Annotated in this window: 16 protein-coding genes; 4 read left to right on the top strand and 12 right to left on the bottom strand. The window is 39.7% G+C overall.

The window, feature by feature from the left end; genetic code table 11:
* Nucleotides 1-24 precede the first annotated feature (24 nt).
* The 4 genes from paaC to AWW67_RS01025 are packed head-to-tail and all read right to left on the bottom strand — an operon-like array spanning nt 25 to nt 2,982.
* On the bottom strand, nt 25-780 hold the full coding sequence (gene paaC, locus AWW67_RS01040) for a 1,2-phenylacetyl-CoA epoxidase subunit PaaC (RefSeq protein ID WP_053223668.1): 756 nt from the start codon (nt 778-780) through the stop codon (nt 25-27).
* Between the two features lie 2 nt (nt 781-782).
* Nucleotides 783-1,400: a 1,2-phenylacetyl-CoA epoxidase subunit PaaB gene (locus AWW67_RS01035; RefSeq protein ID WP_053223669.1), complete on the bottom strand. Its 618-nt coding sequence runs from the start codon at nt 1,398-1,400 to the stop codon at nt 783-785.
* Between the two features lie 9 nt (nt 1,401-1,409).
* A complete protein-coding gene (gene paaA / locus AWW67_RS01030) occupies nt 1,410-2,396 on the bottom strand; it encodes a 1,2-phenylacetyl-CoA epoxidase subunit PaaA (RefSeq protein ID WP_053223670.1) in 987 nt (328 codons plus the stop codon).
* Nucleotide 2,397: 1 nt separating this feature from the next.
* The gene (locus tag AWW67_RS01025) at nt 2,398-2,982 is read right to left on the bottom strand and encodes a TetR/AcrR family transcriptional regulator (protein WP_053223671.1); all 585 of its coding nucleotides are present in this window, start codon (nt 2,980-2,982) and stop codon (nt 2,398-2,400) included.
* Between the two features lie 69 nt (nt 2,983-3,051).
* Here AWW67_RS01025 and AWW67_RS01020 point away from each other — a divergent pair, with 69 nt between their 5' ends.
* Complete coding sequence (locus tag AWW67_RS01020) at nt 3,052-3,546, top strand: hypothetical protein (protein WP_053223672.1); 495 nt, start codon at nt 3,052-3,054, stop codon at nt 3,544-3,546.
* A gap of 26 nt (nt 3,547-3,572) precedes the next feature.
* Nucleotides 3,573-3,833: a hypothetical protein gene (locus AWW67_RS01015; RefSeq protein WP_062299583.1), complete on the top strand. Its 261-nt coding sequence runs from the start codon at nt 3,573-3,575 to the stop codon at nt 3,831-3,833.
* Nucleotides 3,834-3,871: 38 nt separating this feature from the next.
* On the opposite strand, the gene AWW67_RS01010 is transcribed toward AWW67_RS01015, so the two are convergent.
* The 6 genes from AWW67_RS01010 to AWW67_RS00985 all read right to left on the bottom strand — a co-directional run bounded on the left by AWW67_RS01010 (nt 3,872) and on the right by AWW67_RS00985 (nt 10,114).
* Entirely contained in the window at nt 3,872-4,819 is a 948-nt protein-coding gene (locus AWW67_RS01010) for a hypothetical protein (RefSeq protein WP_062299581.1), read from the bottom strand.
* A 30-nt stretch (nt 4,820-4,849) separates the two neighbouring features.
* Complete coding sequence (locus AWW67_RS01005; RefSeq protein WP_062299579.1) at nt 4,850-5,731, bottom strand: outer membrane beta-barrel protein; 882 nt, start codon at nt 5,729-5,731, stop codon at nt 4,850-4,852.
* Nucleotides 5,732-5,742: 11 nt separating this feature from the next.
* Nucleotides 5,743-6,510 (bottom strand): hypothetical protein, encoded by a 768-nt coding sequence (locus AWW67_RS01000; protein WP_062299578.1) that lies wholly within the window; start codon nt 6,508-6,510, stop codon nt 5,743-5,745.
* Nucleotides 6,500-7,081, bottom strand: coding sequence for an RNA polymerase sigma factor (locus AWW67_RS00995; RefSeq protein WP_053223676.1), 582 nt, complete (start codon nt 7,079-7,081; stop codon nt 6,500-6,502). The genes AWW67_RS01000 and AWW67_RS00995 overlap by 11 nt, the downstream gene beginning before the upstream one ends.
* A 179-nt stretch (nt 7,082-7,260) precedes the next feature.
* Entirely contained in the window at nt 7,261-9,768 is a 2,508-nt protein-coding gene (locus AWW67_RS00990) for a PspC domain-containing protein (protein WP_062299576.1), read from the bottom strand.
* 10 nt (nt 9,769-9,778) lie between these two features.
* Entirely contained in the window at nt 9,779-10,114 is a 336-nt protein-coding gene (locus tag AWW67_RS00985) for a PadR family transcriptional regulator (RefSeq protein WP_053223678.1), read from the bottom strand.
* Nucleotides 10,115-10,353: 239 nt separating this feature from the next.
* Between AWW67_RS00985 and AWW67_RS00980 the strand changes: the two genes are divergently transcribed.
* Both AWW67_RS00980 and porU2 read left to right on the top strand, forming a co-directional pair.
* Nucleotides 10,354-11,553 carry a putative type IX sorting system protein PorV2 gene (locus AWW67_RS00980; protein ID WP_260311199.1) on the top strand — a complete coding sequence of 400 codons (1,200 nt, stop codon included), beginning with the start codon at nt 10,354-10,356 and terminating at the stop codon, nt 11,551-11,553.
* Nucleotides 11,537-16,621, top strand: coding sequence for a putative type IX secretion system sortase PorU2 (gene porU2 / locus AWW67_RS00975; RefSeq protein ID WP_062299575.1), 5,085 nt, complete (start codon nt 11,537-11,539; stop codon nt 16,619-16,621). Before AWW67_RS00980 ends, porU2 begins: the two co-directional genes overlap by 17 nt.
* A gap of 13 nt (nt 16,622-16,634) precedes the next feature.
* On the opposite strand, the gene AWW67_RS00970 is transcribed toward porU2, so the two are convergent.
* The gene (locus AWW67_RS00970) at nt 16,635-17,702 is read right to left on the bottom strand and encodes an acyltransferase family protein (protein ID WP_062299573.1); all 1,068 of its coding nucleotides are present in this window, start codon (nt 17,700-17,702) and stop codon (nt 16,635-16,637) included.
* 32 nt (nt 17,703-17,734) lie between these two features.
* The gene (locus AWW67_RS00965) at nt 17,735-18,322 is read right to left on the bottom strand and encodes an ankyrin repeat domain-containing protein (RefSeq protein WP_062299572.1); all 588 of its coding nucleotides are present in this window, start codon (nt 18,320-18,322) and stop codon (nt 17,735-17,737) included.
* Between the last annotated feature and the right edge of the window lie 97 nt (nt 18,323-18,419).

Raw genomic sequence — 18,419 nt, 5'->3', positions numbered from 1 at the left:
AAATGACAAATGACAAATGACTTCTTACCAATCAGCCGTAGGATCCATTTTAAACACTTCCGACATTTCGTCCAATAAAGGCTGGAGGTGCTCGGTGTGCGTCCCATAACGGCCGCCATACACTGGAGTGATGCTATTTAAATCCGGCATTTTTAGGCTTGTTTCTTTCAGAATCGCGCTAATCTGTTCGATCCACTCTTCTTTGATTACTTCTTCGCCACGGAAAATATCTTCCTTAATTAATTCGGCTTCGAACTTAGAAGGCTCAAAAATCCCCAAAGCATAAGGCATGGCTTCTTCTAGCGAATTCTGAAGCCTAGAAACACTTTCTTCAGTAGCAGAACCCAATTGCTTCATCCAAATTTTGGCGTGCATCGTGTGATACTTGATTTCGCCTTTAATCTTCTTGGCTAATAGTGCCAAAGGCTCATAAGATGAACTTGCTAAATGTGTAAACCTGATTTGCTCGGCCATATCAAATAAGAAATGCCTGATTAAGCTAAAATCATATTCACCGTTCGGTAATTCTACCAACTGGCAATTATGAAACTGGTCTGCATTTCGCATAAAAGCAACCATGTCTGGTTCAGATTCTCCCAACTCTTCAAGTAGTTTATAAATCTGCCAACTCTGACCTACCTTGTCTTGTGCCATAGAAGAAAAAGCAATGTCTTCTTCTAACAAAGGGCCAAAACCTGTCCATTCAGAGTTACGATGACCTAAAATGAGCTGATCGTCAGCGATTTTATAAAGTAAATCTTTTAATGCTTCTGTGTTCATCTCTAAGCTTGTTGTTCTTTAAATGCTTTGATTTTGTCGCTTGCTTTATAGTCAATCGCGTCTCGGTATTTTTTCTCTTTCAGGGTATCCCAAATGTCACGATCGTCTTCATCAGAAGCTAAAATATGTTCAGACTTCACTACCCAAACATTGAATACTGGTTTGTCGGATTGAAAGTCTTCTTTCGCTTTCGCTAGTGCATCTTCATAGTCCTTGGCCATTACGCTTCCCGCATACTTATGCTGCTTGCCGCGTTTAGCCAAATGGAAAATCTCGAAACTTTCGCGTTCTACGCCAGAGGCTTTATTATTTACCAGATTGTAAACATCTTCATTGTTATCAGTATACTCCGATACCTTTATGTTTTCGGTTTTGATTACACAAAGTGCATTACAGAACATGCCTCTTCGGCTAAATTGCTCTTTCGCGAATAGGAAAGCCATTTCCTCGTTGGGTGCATGAACAGGGCCTGCGTGCTCAAAAGGCTTACCTTCTTTGGTTTCTATAAAAGCCTCATAGGTCTCAAACTGGTCGAGGTTTCCTTTCTCAATAATTTGAGTGTCGGTGGATTCGTCAATACCAAGACGGGTTACCCGTGGGTCTAATGATTTCAAATTCATAGGAATGTATTATGCTAAAGGGGCTACGTATTTGGTTTTTGGAGCCAATAAAGCTTGACGCACCCAAGCACCTCTTTCTTCGGCTACGCGCCTAACCGCCAAACGCTCTTTGTTACATGGGCCATCTCCATTAATTACTCTTTTGAATTCCTCCCAATCAGGCTCGGTAAACTCCCACTGACCTGTTTCAGGATCTTTTCTCAACTTATCATCAGGTACAGTTAAGCCAAGTTCCCAAATTTTAGGTACATACATATCTAAGAATTGCTGGCGACATTCATCGTTAGACGACATTTTTACTTTCCAACGCATCAAAATTTCTGAATGAACCGAAATTTTATCTGAAGGTCCAAAGAAGTGCATCATTGGCGCCCACCATCTGTTGAATGCGGCTTGCATCATTTCGCGTTGCACTTTTGTGCCTGTTGCTAAATGAATTACGCAATGATGGCCATACTTTAAATGGAAAGATTCTTCGGCACAAATTCTTTCTAATGCACGGCAATATGGACCGTAACTTCCTTTCGAGTTTGCTATTTGATTTACAATTGCTCCTGCATCTACCAGCCAAGAAATAAAGCACGAGTCGGCCCATGTAAAGGCTGGGTAGTTAAATATGTTCGAGTATTTCGATTTGCCATTGATCAAATCGGCAATCATATCCTCTCTTGATTTGCCTAGCGTTTCAGCCGCTGAATATAATAATTGAGCATGGCCTACTTCATCTTGCACCTTTGCCATAAGGGCAAGTTTTCTTTTAAAGCCAGGCGCACGGGTAATCCAAGTACCTTCTGGTAAAGCTCCGATAATTTCTGAGTGAGCGTGCTGCTCAATCATTCTAATCAGTTGCTTTCTATACAATTGAGGCATCCAATCTGAGGGCTCTATTTTTTCGCCTCTGTCGATTCTTGCTTCAAATTCTGCCAATTTCACTGGATCCTCGTCAGTGAGGGCTGTAGCTTTCATGGCTTCGAATGAGTTTCCACCTCCGTACATATCAATTCTTTTTTAGTCCGTTTAACAATAGGCCCGATAGTCTTTTTCCTACTTCTTCTGGACTCAAGCTGCCATCGGGCTTATACCAATTGTGAGTCCAGTTTAACGAAGAGAGAATGGTAAGCATCATGAATTTTTCATCTACTAGCTTGAATTCGCCAGAAGCCATACCATCTCTTAATATTTTTTTGAACCGTCCTTCGTAGTCATCGCGCATGGCTAAAAACTCACTGAGGTGAGGTTCGCTTAAATGCCTCCATTCATTAAAGAAAACGGCAGAGGCGTTCGTATCTTTTGTAATTACTTTTACATGAGCGATCATGGCTTTTTCCATTTTCGCTGCATTACCACTGGTTTCTTCGTCTACTTCCTGCCAAGCACTATAAAATTCTTCGGCCATACGAAAGCATATGCGTTGCAAAATTTCTTCCTTTGATTTGATGTGAGAATAGAGACTTGCAGCCTCAATACCCAAATCTTGCGCTAAATTGCGCATTGAAGTAGCAGCATAGCCCCTAGATTGAAAAAGAGTGGTTGCTTTTTCTTCTATTTGTTGCTTTCTGCTTTTCTTTACGACAGTTTTCATTTGCTGCGAATATAAACATACTAACGTTCGTTAGCAAGAGATTGTTATTAGCTACAATTTACACAAACCATGCAATTGAACGACCCTAATTTTAATAAAAGTGCATTCATCAAAAAGCTTGAAAGTATAATCTATTTAATGTTTGTGTTGCCTCTTGCGTTTTTTGGTTATGCCTTTTTAGAACGAGAGGCGAGTGGTGAGCTTCGGTCTGTATTTTATGAGGATCCTGATATTATGTTTCATGCTGTAATGGCAGCGGGTATTGGGTATGTATTGTTGAGAACGGTGGCTACTTGGAAAAAAGATGCGCTTAAGGTTTTAAAGCAGGTGCCTGAGCTAGATTTGAAATTAATCAAACTAAAGAAGTCTATCATTTACAGAAATATAATGTGGTCTTTTGGGGCAACCATTGGTGCTTTTGGTTTGTATGAAAAAGGCGACATGGTGTATGCACTTGTTTTTAGTTTGTTCTTGATTTTAATTACTGCTAACCGCCCTAGCCCAAAATATTTTTCCAAGTTCTTTGGTTTGAAGGGAGAAGAAAAAAAGTGGATGGAGGAATAAGCTTCAAGAATCTTTATATTTAAATCATGAGCGAAACTAATACCACTCAAAAGCTTCGATTTCCTAGTAGTACTTTAATGACTACTTTTCCTAGCTACATTTTTTTTGCTGGCATTAGCTTTATGGCAATCCGTGTCATTCTTAATAATTATGGAGTGGAAGGCGAGGAGTGGAGAGTTGTTTTTGCTTCTGTAGGTTTGTTTTTGTCTTCTTTGTTTTTGATTGCTCCTTTATGGGCCAAGGCTTACGTAAAAAGGAAACTTGGAACACAAAAAAAGGCCGAATAAATTTCTTCATTCGGCCTAGTAATAATTAATATTTTCTTTTAGAAAGTCACCCCAATAGTAATTGGGTTAAGTTCTGGGCCTTTTCCGTTTTCAAAAAGTTCGTTGAAATCATAAGTCATAAACATATCGAAACCGTTGATGCCTATTTGAAGTCTGGCACCATATCTAAAGTCATTCACAAAGAAACCACCTTTGCTTTTTACTTTATCGCGGTCGCCATTGGTGCGGTCGATGTACTTTGCTTTGTTGCCTAAGCGCAGGCCAGCATAAGGGCCAACTCCAATTCTGAAACCTGTTTTGCGACTAAACGCAACGCGCACATCGTCTTCTTCATACTTTCTTACAATTCTCTTTCCTCTGCTAAAATCGAACATAGGCACGGCTTTTACATTGAGGTAAGAAACTTTGAGTTTGCTTTTTAAGGCACTCCCGACATTGGTTTCTTCTACAAAATTGAGCTGACCACCATTCGGGTCTAAACGAGTTGCTGCGTTTTCGAATTTATAGTTATACCAGCTAAATCCTCCGCCCCAATCTAAGTACAGCGGACCACTAACGTAGGTGGTGTGGTTCCAGTTTAAACCTACATAAACAGAGCCCAAAGGTTTTACTTGATAAAGGTCGCTAGATGAAGGAAAGTTACCTTTGTTTAAATAATTGTTGAAACCAATTTCGAAATCAAGGCTTTTTAATGTGCCGTGATCGTGTTGCTCAATGTATTCGAAATTTCTAGGTCTGTTGCGGCTCGACCTCCAGTCTGAATCCCAATCATCTTCTATTTCTAAGTTGATTCCTAAGAAACCCATGCGTAGGTAAAAGTCATTGTCGTTAATGAAGATGCTGTTTGAGTTCCTTTTAGGAATGCTGACCACGGTATCTATTCGCTCGAGATCGTCTTGTTTCCCCCATGTCCATTGGGCGCTGAGGCTTTGATTTACCAAAAGGAGAGCCATGGCAATCAAAAATATGTTGAATTGCTTTTTCATTTTTGTTGTATTTTATTTTGAGTTGTTGTTTTAGAAAATCACCCCGAATGTTACAGGATTAAGTCTTGGTGCGTTTGCTTCTTCTTCAAATAATTCTGAAATGTCATAGTTAAAGAAGATATCGAAAGAACTCCAACCCATTTGGGCACGCAAACCGTACTTGAATGGATTAATGTATAGACTGTCTTTGAATTTGTCTTTCTGACCATCGCCATTCAGGTCATCGTATTTGTATTTAGTATGGCTACTAATTCTGTAGCCAGCATATACCCCCGCGCCTATTCTGAACGAGTTATATTTACCAAACGAGAAGGTTGGAACCATGTGCACATTCAGGTGCATCATATTGATTTTGCTTTTCTTGCCTACACGATCCATACGCTCAACAAAATCGACAGATTGGTTAACACGGTCTACTACTACTTCGACCCTAGTGTTTTCAAAGCTTAAATCTTGAATGCTTGCGCCAATACCCCAGTCTAGATAAAGTGGGCCTAAAATACGTGTTGCATGATCGAAGTTGAGGGCTGCATACCAAGAGGTGAGTGGGTTTAAAGTGAATAGTTCGTCACTGCTTGGTAAGTCACCGTCTTGCAAATAATTGTTTAAACCAACGTAGATGTTCACAAAACTCTGTGTTCCTTTTCGTGGGTAGTACCTGTCGAAATCATATCTGCCATGGTTTTCTTCTAGGGTGTTTTCTAAAGCTTTTGGGCTGTATTTGGCTACAGGAACTGATTTTGAAAAATCCCATGCTGAGTTTTCAGTTTCTCCCCGATTTAAAGTTGAGGTTTTGGGCTCAACTTTTAAGTTCTGGTTGAGATAAGCTTCGTTTTGTGCTTTGGCTAGGTTAGTGCTCAATACGACCAATAAGAGCATACCTATGACTTTTGTTGTAGTTATTGTTTTCATATTTCGAGTTGTTATTTTTCTTGTTTGAAGTTAGGAGCGTTCTCTTCTTCCTCTTGATCAATCGATCCGTACTTGAGTTCATTGGTAACAAATTCGTTCTTTGCGGTTCTCAAATCAGATAAGGTTTCTTTGGTTTTACTCACCCCCTTGGCAATACTGATCAATCCATCCATCATGCTGAATTTCTTCTTGTTTTGCATGTCGATTTCGAACGATTCATCAGTATAATCTTTTAATGTTAGAGGCATTAATTTTAAGTAATCGAAATCAACTGAGGTATTGACGGATAGTGTTTGTGCAATGTCAATTTTATCTATGTTGATGATCACACGAGATTGACCAACAGTTTCGATCATATCTAAGGTTGGTTTTGTGTCTACCTGAGCAGTTAGTTTACTTGGTGCTGCGATTTGCTGCGGCTGAACAAATTGAATACTTGGTGCAGCCTCTTTTTCTTGAGATTGATCTTTGGTATTTTCTTTCTCTTTTGAAGGAGTGTCAATGTTGTTTTGGTCAGGTGTTTTTACAGCTTCATTCTCCACTTCTTTATTGGCTTGAAGCTGCTCAAGGTCGGCACCTGATTTTTCAGATTGATTGATGTATAATGCACCGGCAGTAAGGATGATTGCAACACTTGCTGCTATGCTTAACCAGAAGAAAGCACCCTTTTTCTTTTTGGCGAGATTGCCTTCTATTTGACTCCAAGCATTTGCTGGAGGGGTTATTTTATGGTTGCCTAGTTTTTCTCGAAAGAGATCATCTATTGGGTTACCCTTCATTGCTCATTAATTTAACTTCCATACTATCTTCTGCTTGAACTAACATCTTTTGAAGATGTGCTCTTGCTCTGCTCAATTGGGATTTAGAGGTGTTCTCGCTAATGCCCAACTTCTCTGCTATTTCCTTGTGAGAAAAGCCTTCGATGGCGTAAAGGTTGAAAACGGTTTTGTAACCCGTTGGCAGTAAGTCGATCATTTTATGCAAATCTTCAACCTCTAATTGATTGTGGAGTTGCTGATAATCGGGTTCTCTTTCTGCTTTTTCAATCTCTACTTCCAAAAACATGCTTTTGTTTCTTCGAATGTAGGTCAGCGATTCGTTGACCATTATTCTTCGAATCCAGCCTTCGAAACTTCCTTCACCAGTAAACTGATCGATTTTTCGAAAAACTTTTGTGAAACCACAAACCAAAACGTCTTCTGCTTCTTGCAGCTCAATCACATACCGTCTGCAAACAGAGTACATCAATGGAGCGTACTTTTCGTACAGTTCACATTGCGCCTTTCTGTCGCCTTTACGGCAAGCTTCTATAAGCTTTTCTTCAGATTTTGACTTTTTGATTTGAAGCATTTTTTGGTTGATTCACAAGGTAGATGTATGAATGTTAAACTTGGTTGCATGGCCCTGATAAAAATTTCTACGCTAGGGCTTTATTGTTTTTTAATGAGGTGTAAAGTTCTTGATTTATAATGAATTAACCCAATGCATAAATTATGCATTGGGTTAATGTTAATTGGTTTGAGCTGTAATTAAAACTTGGTAATTGTTGCTGAACGGCCTTTGTCTCGGACGTTTAGTTGACCTTTGCCTTTATAACTTACTGAGGAAAAACCTTCAGCCCTAACGTTCAACTCTTGGTTTACATTAATCCGAACTCGACTTTCATTGTCAGTTTCTATTTCGGCTATTTCTACATTGGCATCATAACCATAGAGCCTTGATTGTTTAAAGATAAGCGCTTCTAGTTTATTTATATTGCCAGACAAGTTCACTCTAGCTTCATCAGTAAGAAAGAGTTCGAGTTCATCAAATTGGCTGTTTAGGTTTACTATACCATTGTCGAAAATTCTAATGTTCATGAGGTCAGCATTGAAGTTTTCAATGTTTAGGTCTACGTTATTAGAAACGCGTATTCTACTCAATTCAGGAACCGTAATGGTGATTTCCATATTCGAGGTTTCTTCTTCATTAAATTTGAAGTCTACTCGCGATAAGCTCAGTTCGCTATTGAAAATACGTAGGTCAGGAGTGTCGAATGAGGTCTTGCTCGACACTTCCATTTCATATTTATCTCCCTTAACTAAATTCACTTTAAAACTGCTACTTAGTTTTAGACTTGAAAATTCATCGAGGTCGAATTTTTGAGTGTTCGATTGACTACTATTGTTCAGCGCCTCTTCTGATTCACAGGTAAGGCATACAAGATCTCCATCCTGAAAAACCCAAGTGTTGTTGTATGCTTGTCTCCAGCTGTATCCATATCTGAAGTATTGCAAGATGGTCCGCATTCCCTCATTTATTTTGAATGGTCTGCCTTCTGGAATAAAGAATGTAATATCAGCTTCTTGGGCTCTGAACTCTACTCTTTCAGGGAATGTCATTTCCGAATCAAAAGTAATGGTGCTACCGTCAACTTTGTATCCATAACTAAGCTCTTGTGCTCTTTTTTCAGCGTCATCTAAATCTCTGCCTCTGGCTCTGAACCTTTTCTCTACTCTAAACTGATCAGAATCACTCATACGAATATCTAAATCTGTAAAGTCAGAAGTATAAGTGTCGTTGTAAGCATAGTAAGAATCACTATCCCATCTGTAGCCTCTTCTGGTAAAGCGACCATTTCGAACTTCGTTCATGCTGAGCGTTATGGTGTCGGCTTCTATTTCAAAATCATCGGCAACTCGATAAATGCCTTCATCTCTGAAATCACGAACTACATTTGGCAGGGTAGCGAAAGTGCCAATAATGGCAATAAACCAGATACCTAAAATACTCCAACCAACAGCTGGGCTCATTACTCTACGTTTTGCAATAATGGTTATACCAGCAATAAATAAATAGAGTACAGGTATAAAGGCTGTAGCGAGTAAGAAAATGAGGCCAATTTCTGGAACGGTGTTTCTGAACATCTCTATTGGGAAATATGCAAGGTCACTATCCCATAGAAACCAATCTGAATTGTAAAGGCCCATAAATACACCCGTGGCTATTAGTAAAGAAACCATTACAGATAATGCCGTAGTGGCAATTATTGCACCTGTGGCAATACGAATTACCGCTACCAGAAATAGCATTAATGGAGCGAAAGCACGTCCTAGACCAACGAATATTTTACCTATTAATCGGAAGGGGAAAAGTAAGATTTTGGTAAATGTACCTTCTCCCTTTGGTTCAAAATCAGTGGTTTTACTTTTCTTGTAATTGGTGTCAATGTTCGATAAAGTAACAGCCTCGCCTTTCATTTGCATTTTGTCGGTAAGCGAATTAGCCTCAGGAGTAATGATCCATAAAATGATATACAGCACTACCCCAGTACCAAAACCAAATAGTAATACCAGGAAAATGATCCGCACGATCATTGTGTCGATATTGAGGTAATTGGCTAAACCAGACGAAACACCTCCGATTACCCTTTGGTCTGGGTCGCGATAAAGCTTCTTCAGATTTTTGTTTTCTGCTAAGTTTGAGCTTCCAGGCGTAACTGCCCACATAATAAAATAGGCAATGAAAACGAGCGCACTGGCTGGTCCTGCAAACACTAAACCAAAGGTTACGGCAAGTATTCCTATCCTTATCCATAAGGGATCGAAATTGTAATAATGAGCAATTCCGGAGGCTACCCCACCTAAAATTTTGCGGTTCAAATCACGATAAAGCCTTTCTGTTTTTTGATAGCCAGAAGTGCTACGCTCAGATGATGCGCTTTGGCGATCTTTTTTATTCTTCTTTTTCTTTTCCTCTTTTTTAGGAGCAGGCTCAAAGTCATCTTCTTCTTCAATAGCTTCAAAGTCCGAGATGTTTCCCATTGTTTTAATTAGGGCGTTTACATCTTCGGCAGAAACAACCTGATTGCCATCTTTAAGTTTTTCTAAAAATATTTCAGCTATTCGACCTTCTATGTCGGCTATAATTTCTTCACTGTCTTCGTAAGAAGAGAAGTATTTATTGATGGAATCGAGGTAGTGTTTGAGGGTTTCGTAACCGTCCTCCTCGATATGGAATATGATGCCACCTATATTTATGCTTATGTTCTTTTTCATGACGGCAGGATTATGAGTTGTTTTTTGTGATGATTTGAGATGTTGATTCTACCAGTTGAAGCCAAGTGTTACTTAAGCTTTCTTTAAATTCTTTTCCCTCTTCGGTAATTGTATAATACTTTCTTGGCGGGCCAGAATTAGATTCTACCCATTTGTACTCTAGCAATCCCGCTTTTCTGAGGCGGGTGAGCAGTGGGTATAATGTGCCTTCAACGACTATGATTTTCGCTGAGGTGAGTTCTTCGAGCATGTCTGAAGCGTAAACTTCACCTCTCGAAATAATATGCAGAATGCAGAATTCGAGAATTCCTTTTCGCATTTGGACCTGAGTGTTTTCTAAATTCATCTCTTAACCTTTAAGATGTTCGACCTTTTCATACACAAACATACGCAATAAGGTACTATGTGTTGCATAGTACTGTATAAAAAATATTACTATGCTTAATATTTTGTTAAAAACGGCTGTTTTGAGGTAGTCCGAATGTTTTTTGCTTACTTTGTGGAAGGGCATTAAAATATTTATCATGGAGTTGAGTTCTAGCTATATCCTCAGCTCCTGTTAATAAATATGTTGAATTTTGATTATTGGAGGGATACGATTTACTCGTGAGAAAAAACCTTAAAAAACTACAATGGGGGATATTACTAATTCCTCTATTTTTATTTACACCTAGACTGCAAGGTCAAAACACGCCCAAATACAGCAATGAGTTTTTGGCGATTGGCGTTGGTGCCCGTGCATTGGCAATGTCTAATGCCATGACCTCCGTAGCTGATGATGCCACCGCGGGTTATTGGAATCCCGCAGCGCTGACTGATATTGAATACCGTCACCAATTTACTGCTCAACATGCCGCTTACTTTGCGGGAATAGCCAATTACGATTACATTTCATACGCTAGAGCTATTGATACCGACAGTCATTTTGCATTGTCTGTTATTCGGTTGGGGATTGATGATATTCCCGATACGCGTTTTTTGTTTGATGATAACGGCAGGCTCAATTATGACAATATTGATTTTTTTAGTGCGCAGGATTACGCCTTTATTTTTTCTTATGCGCGTTCCGTTGGTTTAATATTCGGAAAGCCGTTTGGTCGAGGGTTGACTTTTGGGATGAACTTTAAAGTAATACGTAGGAAGGTAGGCGACTTTGCTGATGCATGGGGTTTTGGGCTGGACGCGGCCATGAAGTACCGCCACTATGATTGGGATTTCGGTATTATGATTCGTGACGTTTCTACCACCTTTAATTCTTGGGCAATCAACCAAGAAAACCTAGCGGCCGTTTTTTCTCAAACAAACAATGATCTACCAGGTAATTCCGTAGAGATCACTTTACCTAAACTGATTGCAGGCGCTTCAAGAACTTTCCCTATCAGTGATAAAATCGGGTTGCTTACCTCGGCAGACTTGGTATTTACTTTTGATGGAAGAAGAAACACCTTGGTTAAAACAGGTTTTGCTTCTTTCGAACCACAGTTTGGTTTTGAATTCGATTACGAGGATAAGTTTTTTGTGAGAATGGGGGTTGGTAATTTTCAGAGGATCAAAGAATTTTCAAGAGCGGCTGGAAGTACGGATCAGATGTATTGGACTTTTCAACCCAATATGGGCTTAGGGATTAAGCTTGATGATTTGGTGATTGATTATGCGTTAACCGATATCGGCAATGTGGCCGAATCACCTTATTCTCATGTGTTTAGTTTGAAATATTCATTAGAAGCCCTTCCGGGAATGTTTGCTAAGGATAAAAGAAAGGAGAGAGATGAGAAGAGTAAGTAGAATCGGGTTTCTTGCTATGGCTAGCCTGATGATGATTTCTCAGGTGGCTCACGCTCAACTTATTGGTAATGAGTGGATCGATTATAGCCGATCTTATTTCAAAATAAAAACGGGTTCGGACGATATTCATCGCTTGACCTACGAATCACTTTTGGCATCGGGCTATGATTTTTCTGAAGCGGGGGCCAATAACTTCAAGTTATTTCACAGAGGAAAAGAAGTAGCTATTTTGGTGAATGATGGGGGAGATGGTGCCTTTGGTGCTGGAGACTATATTGAGTTTTTTGGAAAGAAGAATGATGGAACCCAGGATACAGAGCTTTTCAATTTTCCAACCGACCAAATACACAAGTTCTATAATTTGTTCTCTGACACCACAGCGTTTTTCCTAACTAATTCAGAGGGAGCAGCGGGAAAAAGAATGGAAGTGCTGAGCGAATCTACTGCTGGACTTACTCCTGTTCAATCTCATACAAACGAAATTCTTCAAGTTTATACTTCTCAGTTTTCCTTTGGTCAATATTATCAAATCGGAAACCCCAGCGGAGAGGTGAAATTATCGCGCTATGATCGTGGGCAAATGTTTGTGAGTGATACCATCATGAGAAATGAATTCACCTTGCGCAGTGGTAAAACCTATCGAGACTTTGTAATCAATAATGCTACACTCGGTGTTCAGACTGAAGGTACCCCAAGGCTAACAGTTCAAATTGTAGGATTCAATAATCGGTTGCACAATACTTCTATTCATGTAGGCCCAGACACAGAAAACTTAAGAACGATATCTCAAGACATTCACCTGAATTATAGCAATTTCGGAACAGATACTAAGCAAATTGAGTGGTCTGATATTTCATCAACAGGCCGACTTATTGTTCGTGTTGAAGCCGTAGGCTTTCCTGAAATTCCAGATGATAGGGTGGCGGTTGGCTACATCAAACTTTCCTTTCCGCAAGAAGTAGATGCTCAAGCCAGAGATAAACTGATTTTTAACTTGCCAACCAAGGCTGGAAATAGCCTTGTAGAAATAGAAAATGTGGTGGGTGAATCAGACCTGTATGATATTACCGATTATAGAAACATAAGGAAATCGACTACTACTTTAACTGGGAGTACCTTGAGCGGTGTAGTGAAGTCGAATAATGAAATCAGAAAGGTTTTTATGAAGAGAAGGAGTGCGTTTGTAACTCCGAGCATAGAGAAGGTAACGTTTAATTATGAAGATGTTACTGACAATAACTACCTCATTATATCGCACCCCGAGCTTCGAAAACCAGTGGCTGGCCGCTATGATGACCCCGTTCAGGCCTATATCGACTACCGAAGCTCAATTGAAGGAGGGAATTTCAATGTGCTTTATGCCGATGTAACCAAGCTTTATGACGAATTCAGTTATGGCGAATACACGCCATTGGCCATTCGTAGGTTTGTTAGGCATGTATACAATAATAGTGATCCAGAATACCTATTCATTATTGGTAGAGGAAGAAGGGTTGATAATCAGGTACAAAGGCTGCCCAACCCTCTAGCAGTTTCTAGAAGGGATTTAGTACCAACTATGGGCGCCCCCGGATCAGATATTCTTTATACACAGGCATTAAACGGAGTGGCCAACATTCCAACAATCCCTGTCGGGCGACTGTCAGTAAATGTTTCTACCAGCGTGGCCAATTATTTGGATAAGGTTAAAGAAAAAGAAGCGTCATTAAAAGACTCTCCTTGGACAAAGAACTTTGTTCACTTAAGTGGAGGCTTAACTAGTGACGAATTGGTGCGGTTTAAAGGCTTTATTGAAGGTTTTGGCGATCAGGTAAGTGCAGATTACTTAGGAGCAAATGTTAATAATGTTTCCAAAAACACGAATAACGCAGTTCAAAAATTTAATATTTCAGAAGAAGTAAATAAAGGAGTAGGCCTGATTACCTTTTTCGGACATTCATCTTCTAGCTTTACAGATATTGACATAGGTACAGTGTCGAACCCTAGTAATGGTTACAATAATCAAGGTAGATATACTGCTTTTATCGTAAACGGCTGCCGAGGAGGTGAAATTTTTGATCGTACCTCTTTCGGAGAAGATTGGCTTTCTGCCGAAGGAAAAGGAGCCGTTAATTTTATAGCTCATTCCGATGTCGGTATTCCAAACTCTTTACGCGATTATACTGCCGAGTTTTACAAATTACTGGCCGATACTTTATGGATGACACAATCCATTGGTAATATTCAGAAAGAAACCATTAAGAATTACTTGGCTAATAATTTCCAGATTGACCAAACTGACATTGCAGCGGTTGAACAGATTCTTTTACAAGGAGATCCTGCAATTCCGTTGTTCGGTCACGATAAGGTAGATTATACTGTAAGGACAGAAGATATTTTCTTAAGATCGAAAGACGGTAGGGAAATTACAGCCGCTTCACCTTTCTTCGAACTTGGAGTAATTGTAAACAACGGTGGAAGAACCAGCACCGATTCACTTTCTGTTACCGTAAATAGAAAACTTGATGATGGAACCGTGGTTAACCTTCCTTCTGTAAAAGTAAAACCAGTACGTTATCAGGATACCGTTTTTTATGAAATCGCAAATCAAGGATTGGATTTCTTTGGTGAAAATCGTTTTGAAGTAATTCTCGATGCTGAAGGAAGTGTAAACGAAGGAAGTGAATTGAACAATAGCGCAGAAGCTTCTTTCTTCTTTCCGGCAAAAGGAACATTCAATACAGCTCCATTTAACTTCCAAACAATCAATACTACTTCGGTAGACCTTGTGGTGCAGTCGGCTGACCTGAAGCTAAATGATCGTTCTTTTGTAGTGCAGATTGATACCGTAAATACTTTCGATAGCCCTTGGAAGAAAGAACAGGTTTTAACGGGGAAAGGAATTGCTACATGGAACCTAGATTTAGTGCCAGCTACGGTAAATGATACCATACAATATTACTGGAGAAGTGTTTTTCAAGATGAATTGATTGTAGACCCTATTCCGTGGGAAAACTCTTATTTTACTTACATAGAAAATAGTGTGAGAGGTTGGGCGCAAACCGAATTTGACCAGCTAACCAATTTGAGACTAAGCTCTGTAGCTAAAAGTGAAGATAATGAAGCCTGGGTATTTGCAGGAACCACAACCAACATAGAAATTGAAACCTATGGCTCTGAACATGCAAGCGGCCAGCGCGCTTCTGATGTGGTGGTGAATGTAAATGGACAAGCCATTATTCCAGCAAACCCCTGCAACTTGAGTACTTTTAATGCGATTGCCTTCAATAAGGATAGCGGCCAACCATATTTCGTACTACAAACCGATGGCGTTTTTGATGAAAACGATCCATTGAAATGTGGTAAATCACCAAGCTATATCAACTCATTTACCAACGAATCACTATCTGATGTAAATATTGCGCCAGCGCAAAGCTTAATGCGCCAGTATGTAGATGGAGTAGATGATGGTGACTTCGTGCTTTTCTTTTCTGTTGGCCAGTTGAATTATGACGATTGGAGAACAGATGTAAGAGACGACATGGAGAGAGTTGGAGCCAGCCGTTTTACCATTAATGCGCTTCAAACAGGAGAACCTTATATTATGTACGGCCGAAAAGGCCAAGTAGCAGGGCAGGCACAAGAAGTGGTTGGTGAACCCATAGGTGCCGATGATAATGCACGAAAAGCTAGAATTACTTTCGATGCCGCCATTGTAGCCAGTATAGATAGTGGCAGTGTTCAGTCGCCAACCATTGGCCCAGCTAGTGCTTGGGGAAGGTTCACAAAAGATATTGAATTGGGAACTACCGATGAAATCACCTTTGATATTGTAGGTGTGGCACCTAATGGAACCGAAACAGTTTTGTTTCCGAATATTGCTTTCGATGATGCGGATTTGAGCGGTGTAGACCCTGTGCAATATCCATATTTACGCTTCTATGTGGTGATGAAAGACAAATCTTTGGCCACGCCACCACAACTTAAAAATTGGTCGGTTTCGTTTGCTGGCGTTCCAGAAGGAGTGGTTTCATTACAGAATGACAAGAATACGAATATTGAATTAGAAGAGGGAGAGCCGTTTAATGCTCAATTCAGGTTCACCAATATTTCAGAATACAGCTTTCAAGGGCCGCTTGAAGTACGTTACATTCTCTACAATCAAAATACGAGAGAAGAGGTAACTGCTACCATTGAGATTCCAGCCGTGGCAGCAGGTGAATTTGTAGACTTTACAATACCAGTAGACACCAAAGGAAAAGTAGGGTTGAATGATATGGAGGTTTTTGTAAACAACGGAGGAGAACTTGAGCAGTACTTCAATAATAATGTAATTAGGCTCGAAGGCTTTTACAATGTGTTAAGAGACGAGACCAACCCAGCCATTGATGTTACTTTTGATGGGGTTAATATTCTAGATGGAGATATTGTTTCTCCACGTCCGTTGGTGGCGCTCGAATTACGAGACAATAACCCTTATCTTTTGAAAACCGATACTCTTGGCGTTGAAATCAAATTAGGCGCTGCTTGTGATGGTTGTCAATTACAACGAATCAATTTCTCAGACCCGAATGTGACATTTACACCAGCTACGGAGAACTCTAATTATCGAGTACAGTTTCAACCAGACGGACTTGAGGATGGTGTTTATTCTTTGCAAGTAGAAGCTACTGATGCCTCAGGAAATCAGTCTGGAATTGGCCCTTATACCATCACTTTTGAAGTGGTTAATGAGGCTACAGTCACTAATTTTTACCCGTATCCGAATCCATTTTCGAGCAGTACAAGGTTTGTGTTTACACTTACAGGTACAGAAGTGCCAGATCAGGTAACCATCCAAATTTTCACGGTTTCAGGTAAAGTAGTTAGAGAAATTACGCAAGATGAACTTGGGCCAATCCGTATTGGAAATAATATTACCGATTACGCTTGGGATGGAAAAGATGAATTTGGCGACCAACTGGCTAACGGCACTTACTTATATAGAGTAAAGTTAAAAGCCAATGGTCAGGATTTGGGTGCTCGAGCCACCAAAGGCGACAGAGGGTTCAATAAGCTGGGATTTGGTAAGTTGGTTATCCTGAGATAACCAACTTCTTAATTCATTCAGTCTTGGCTTTCATTTTAAGCCCAAAGAGTGGCCTTAAAAACCAAACTCTTCTAATAATCAATTCATAGAATCCGAAGCAGCCTAAAAAAGTAAAGGCCACGACCAATACAAATTGTATGATTACGGGTATATCTAGTGGGAAAATCAATGATGACCCTAAGTACAGAAATGCCATATGAATAATGTAAATCGGATAAGCCGCCTGACTTAAGTAACTCAAAGCTTTACTCGGTCTGTTCAGGTATTTATATCCAAAGGCAAAAACAGAAAATACCCAGAAACAGGTTTCTGCTGCTACTAAATAGTTTTGTATTTGGGGTTGAAGCTCTAAAATACGAACTGTATAAAGTGCCGCAGCAGCCAAAATGAGTAACCATCTCCATTTCAGAATAAAGCCCCAGAATTCTTTACCACTATAAACGCAGCAAAAGCCAAAGAGAAAAGCCAGAAGCCCTAGAAAGAAGCCATGCCAAGTCTGAGCATATAGTTCATAAGGGTTAGGTTGAACAATAATTACCTCGGCAGTCAATGATAATACAATCACCATAAAGCCAAAAGGACTTTGGAATACCTTTTTGATAAGAAGACCAATTTTTCCGTTTTCGTGTTTCTTTAGGTAGAAGAAAAGGGGTGAAAGCAGTAACACGTACACGAAAATATTTCCTAAAAACCATAAGTGACCAGGGTTTAAGATATAAGTCATTTTTTGACCATAGTAATGCTGAAGAATGATAATATGCAGAGGAGCAATGCAGGCTGTTCCGAATAAATATGGAATTAGAATTCGGCCTGTTCTTTCCTTAATCAGCGCTTTCCAACTTCTCCTTTTAATGGCGAAAAATACCCCCATGCCACTTACAAAGAATAGAAGAGGAATTCTCCATACATTTAACATCGACATGGGTGTCCAAATGGCGTTAATCGAATTTTCGCTTTGAATAAAGCCGATGAAAAGCCCCCATGGCTGAAACCCAATCGCGATATGGTAGATCAGGAGTAAACCAATGGCGATTACCCTGATCCAGTCTATATCGTACCTTCTTGTGTTGATTGCTGTCATGTTTTTGAGTTTTTGACCTTTGTATTTTTAGTTTATTTAAGCATTTCAGCAATTACAGGACGGGTCTTTTCGATGTGCTCCAAATCAACCTTCAACCCCATTGGTGCTAGCTGTTTTCCGAACATCTCATAAATCCCTTTCACTTCGCTAAATGGTACAGAAATAGACTCTAATGCAGTCTGTTTAAAATTATTTTTAATGGTTTTGTCTGCATTGTTAGCCAATAGTATTTCAACCACCTCCGTATTGCAGAAATAGGCTGCTGAATGCAATGCCGTGGAACCATCATTATTTACTTGATTGATGTCGGCTTTTGCTTCAATCAAAGCTTCAACCACTTCCGGCTTATTAAATAGTGCGGCTGTAATCAACGGGCTAGATCCGCCAAAAGCCTCTTTTTCATTTAGGTTTGAACCTGCTTTAATATGTTGCTTAATGGCTTCTAAATCTCCTGAGATTGCCGCTGTGTGAATGTCTATTTTAGGTGCTTTTACTTTTTCTGTAACTGCACTGTTTTCTGTGGTGTTTTCTTTTTTCTGAGCACAAGAAGTGCCTACAAACATTAAGCAGATAGCGCTAAGGAGTAAAGTTTTGCTGATAATTGTTACTTGAGTTTTCATGATTTTAAATTTTCCTTTAATCGTTTGATTTTGTACTCTGCAAAGGTGATTAGAAGCCAGAAATGGGGATTAAAAGCTATGCTGATTAAAATAGCAA

The organism is Roseivirga seohaensis (assembly GCF_001592945.1).
Taxonomy (GTDB): Bacteria; Bacteroidota; Bacteroidia; order Cytophagales; family Cyclobacteriaceae; genus Roseivirga; species Roseivirga seohaensis.
Note: the sequence above shows the minus strand (reverse complement) of the source record. Positions and strands in the feature narration are given on the sequence as shown.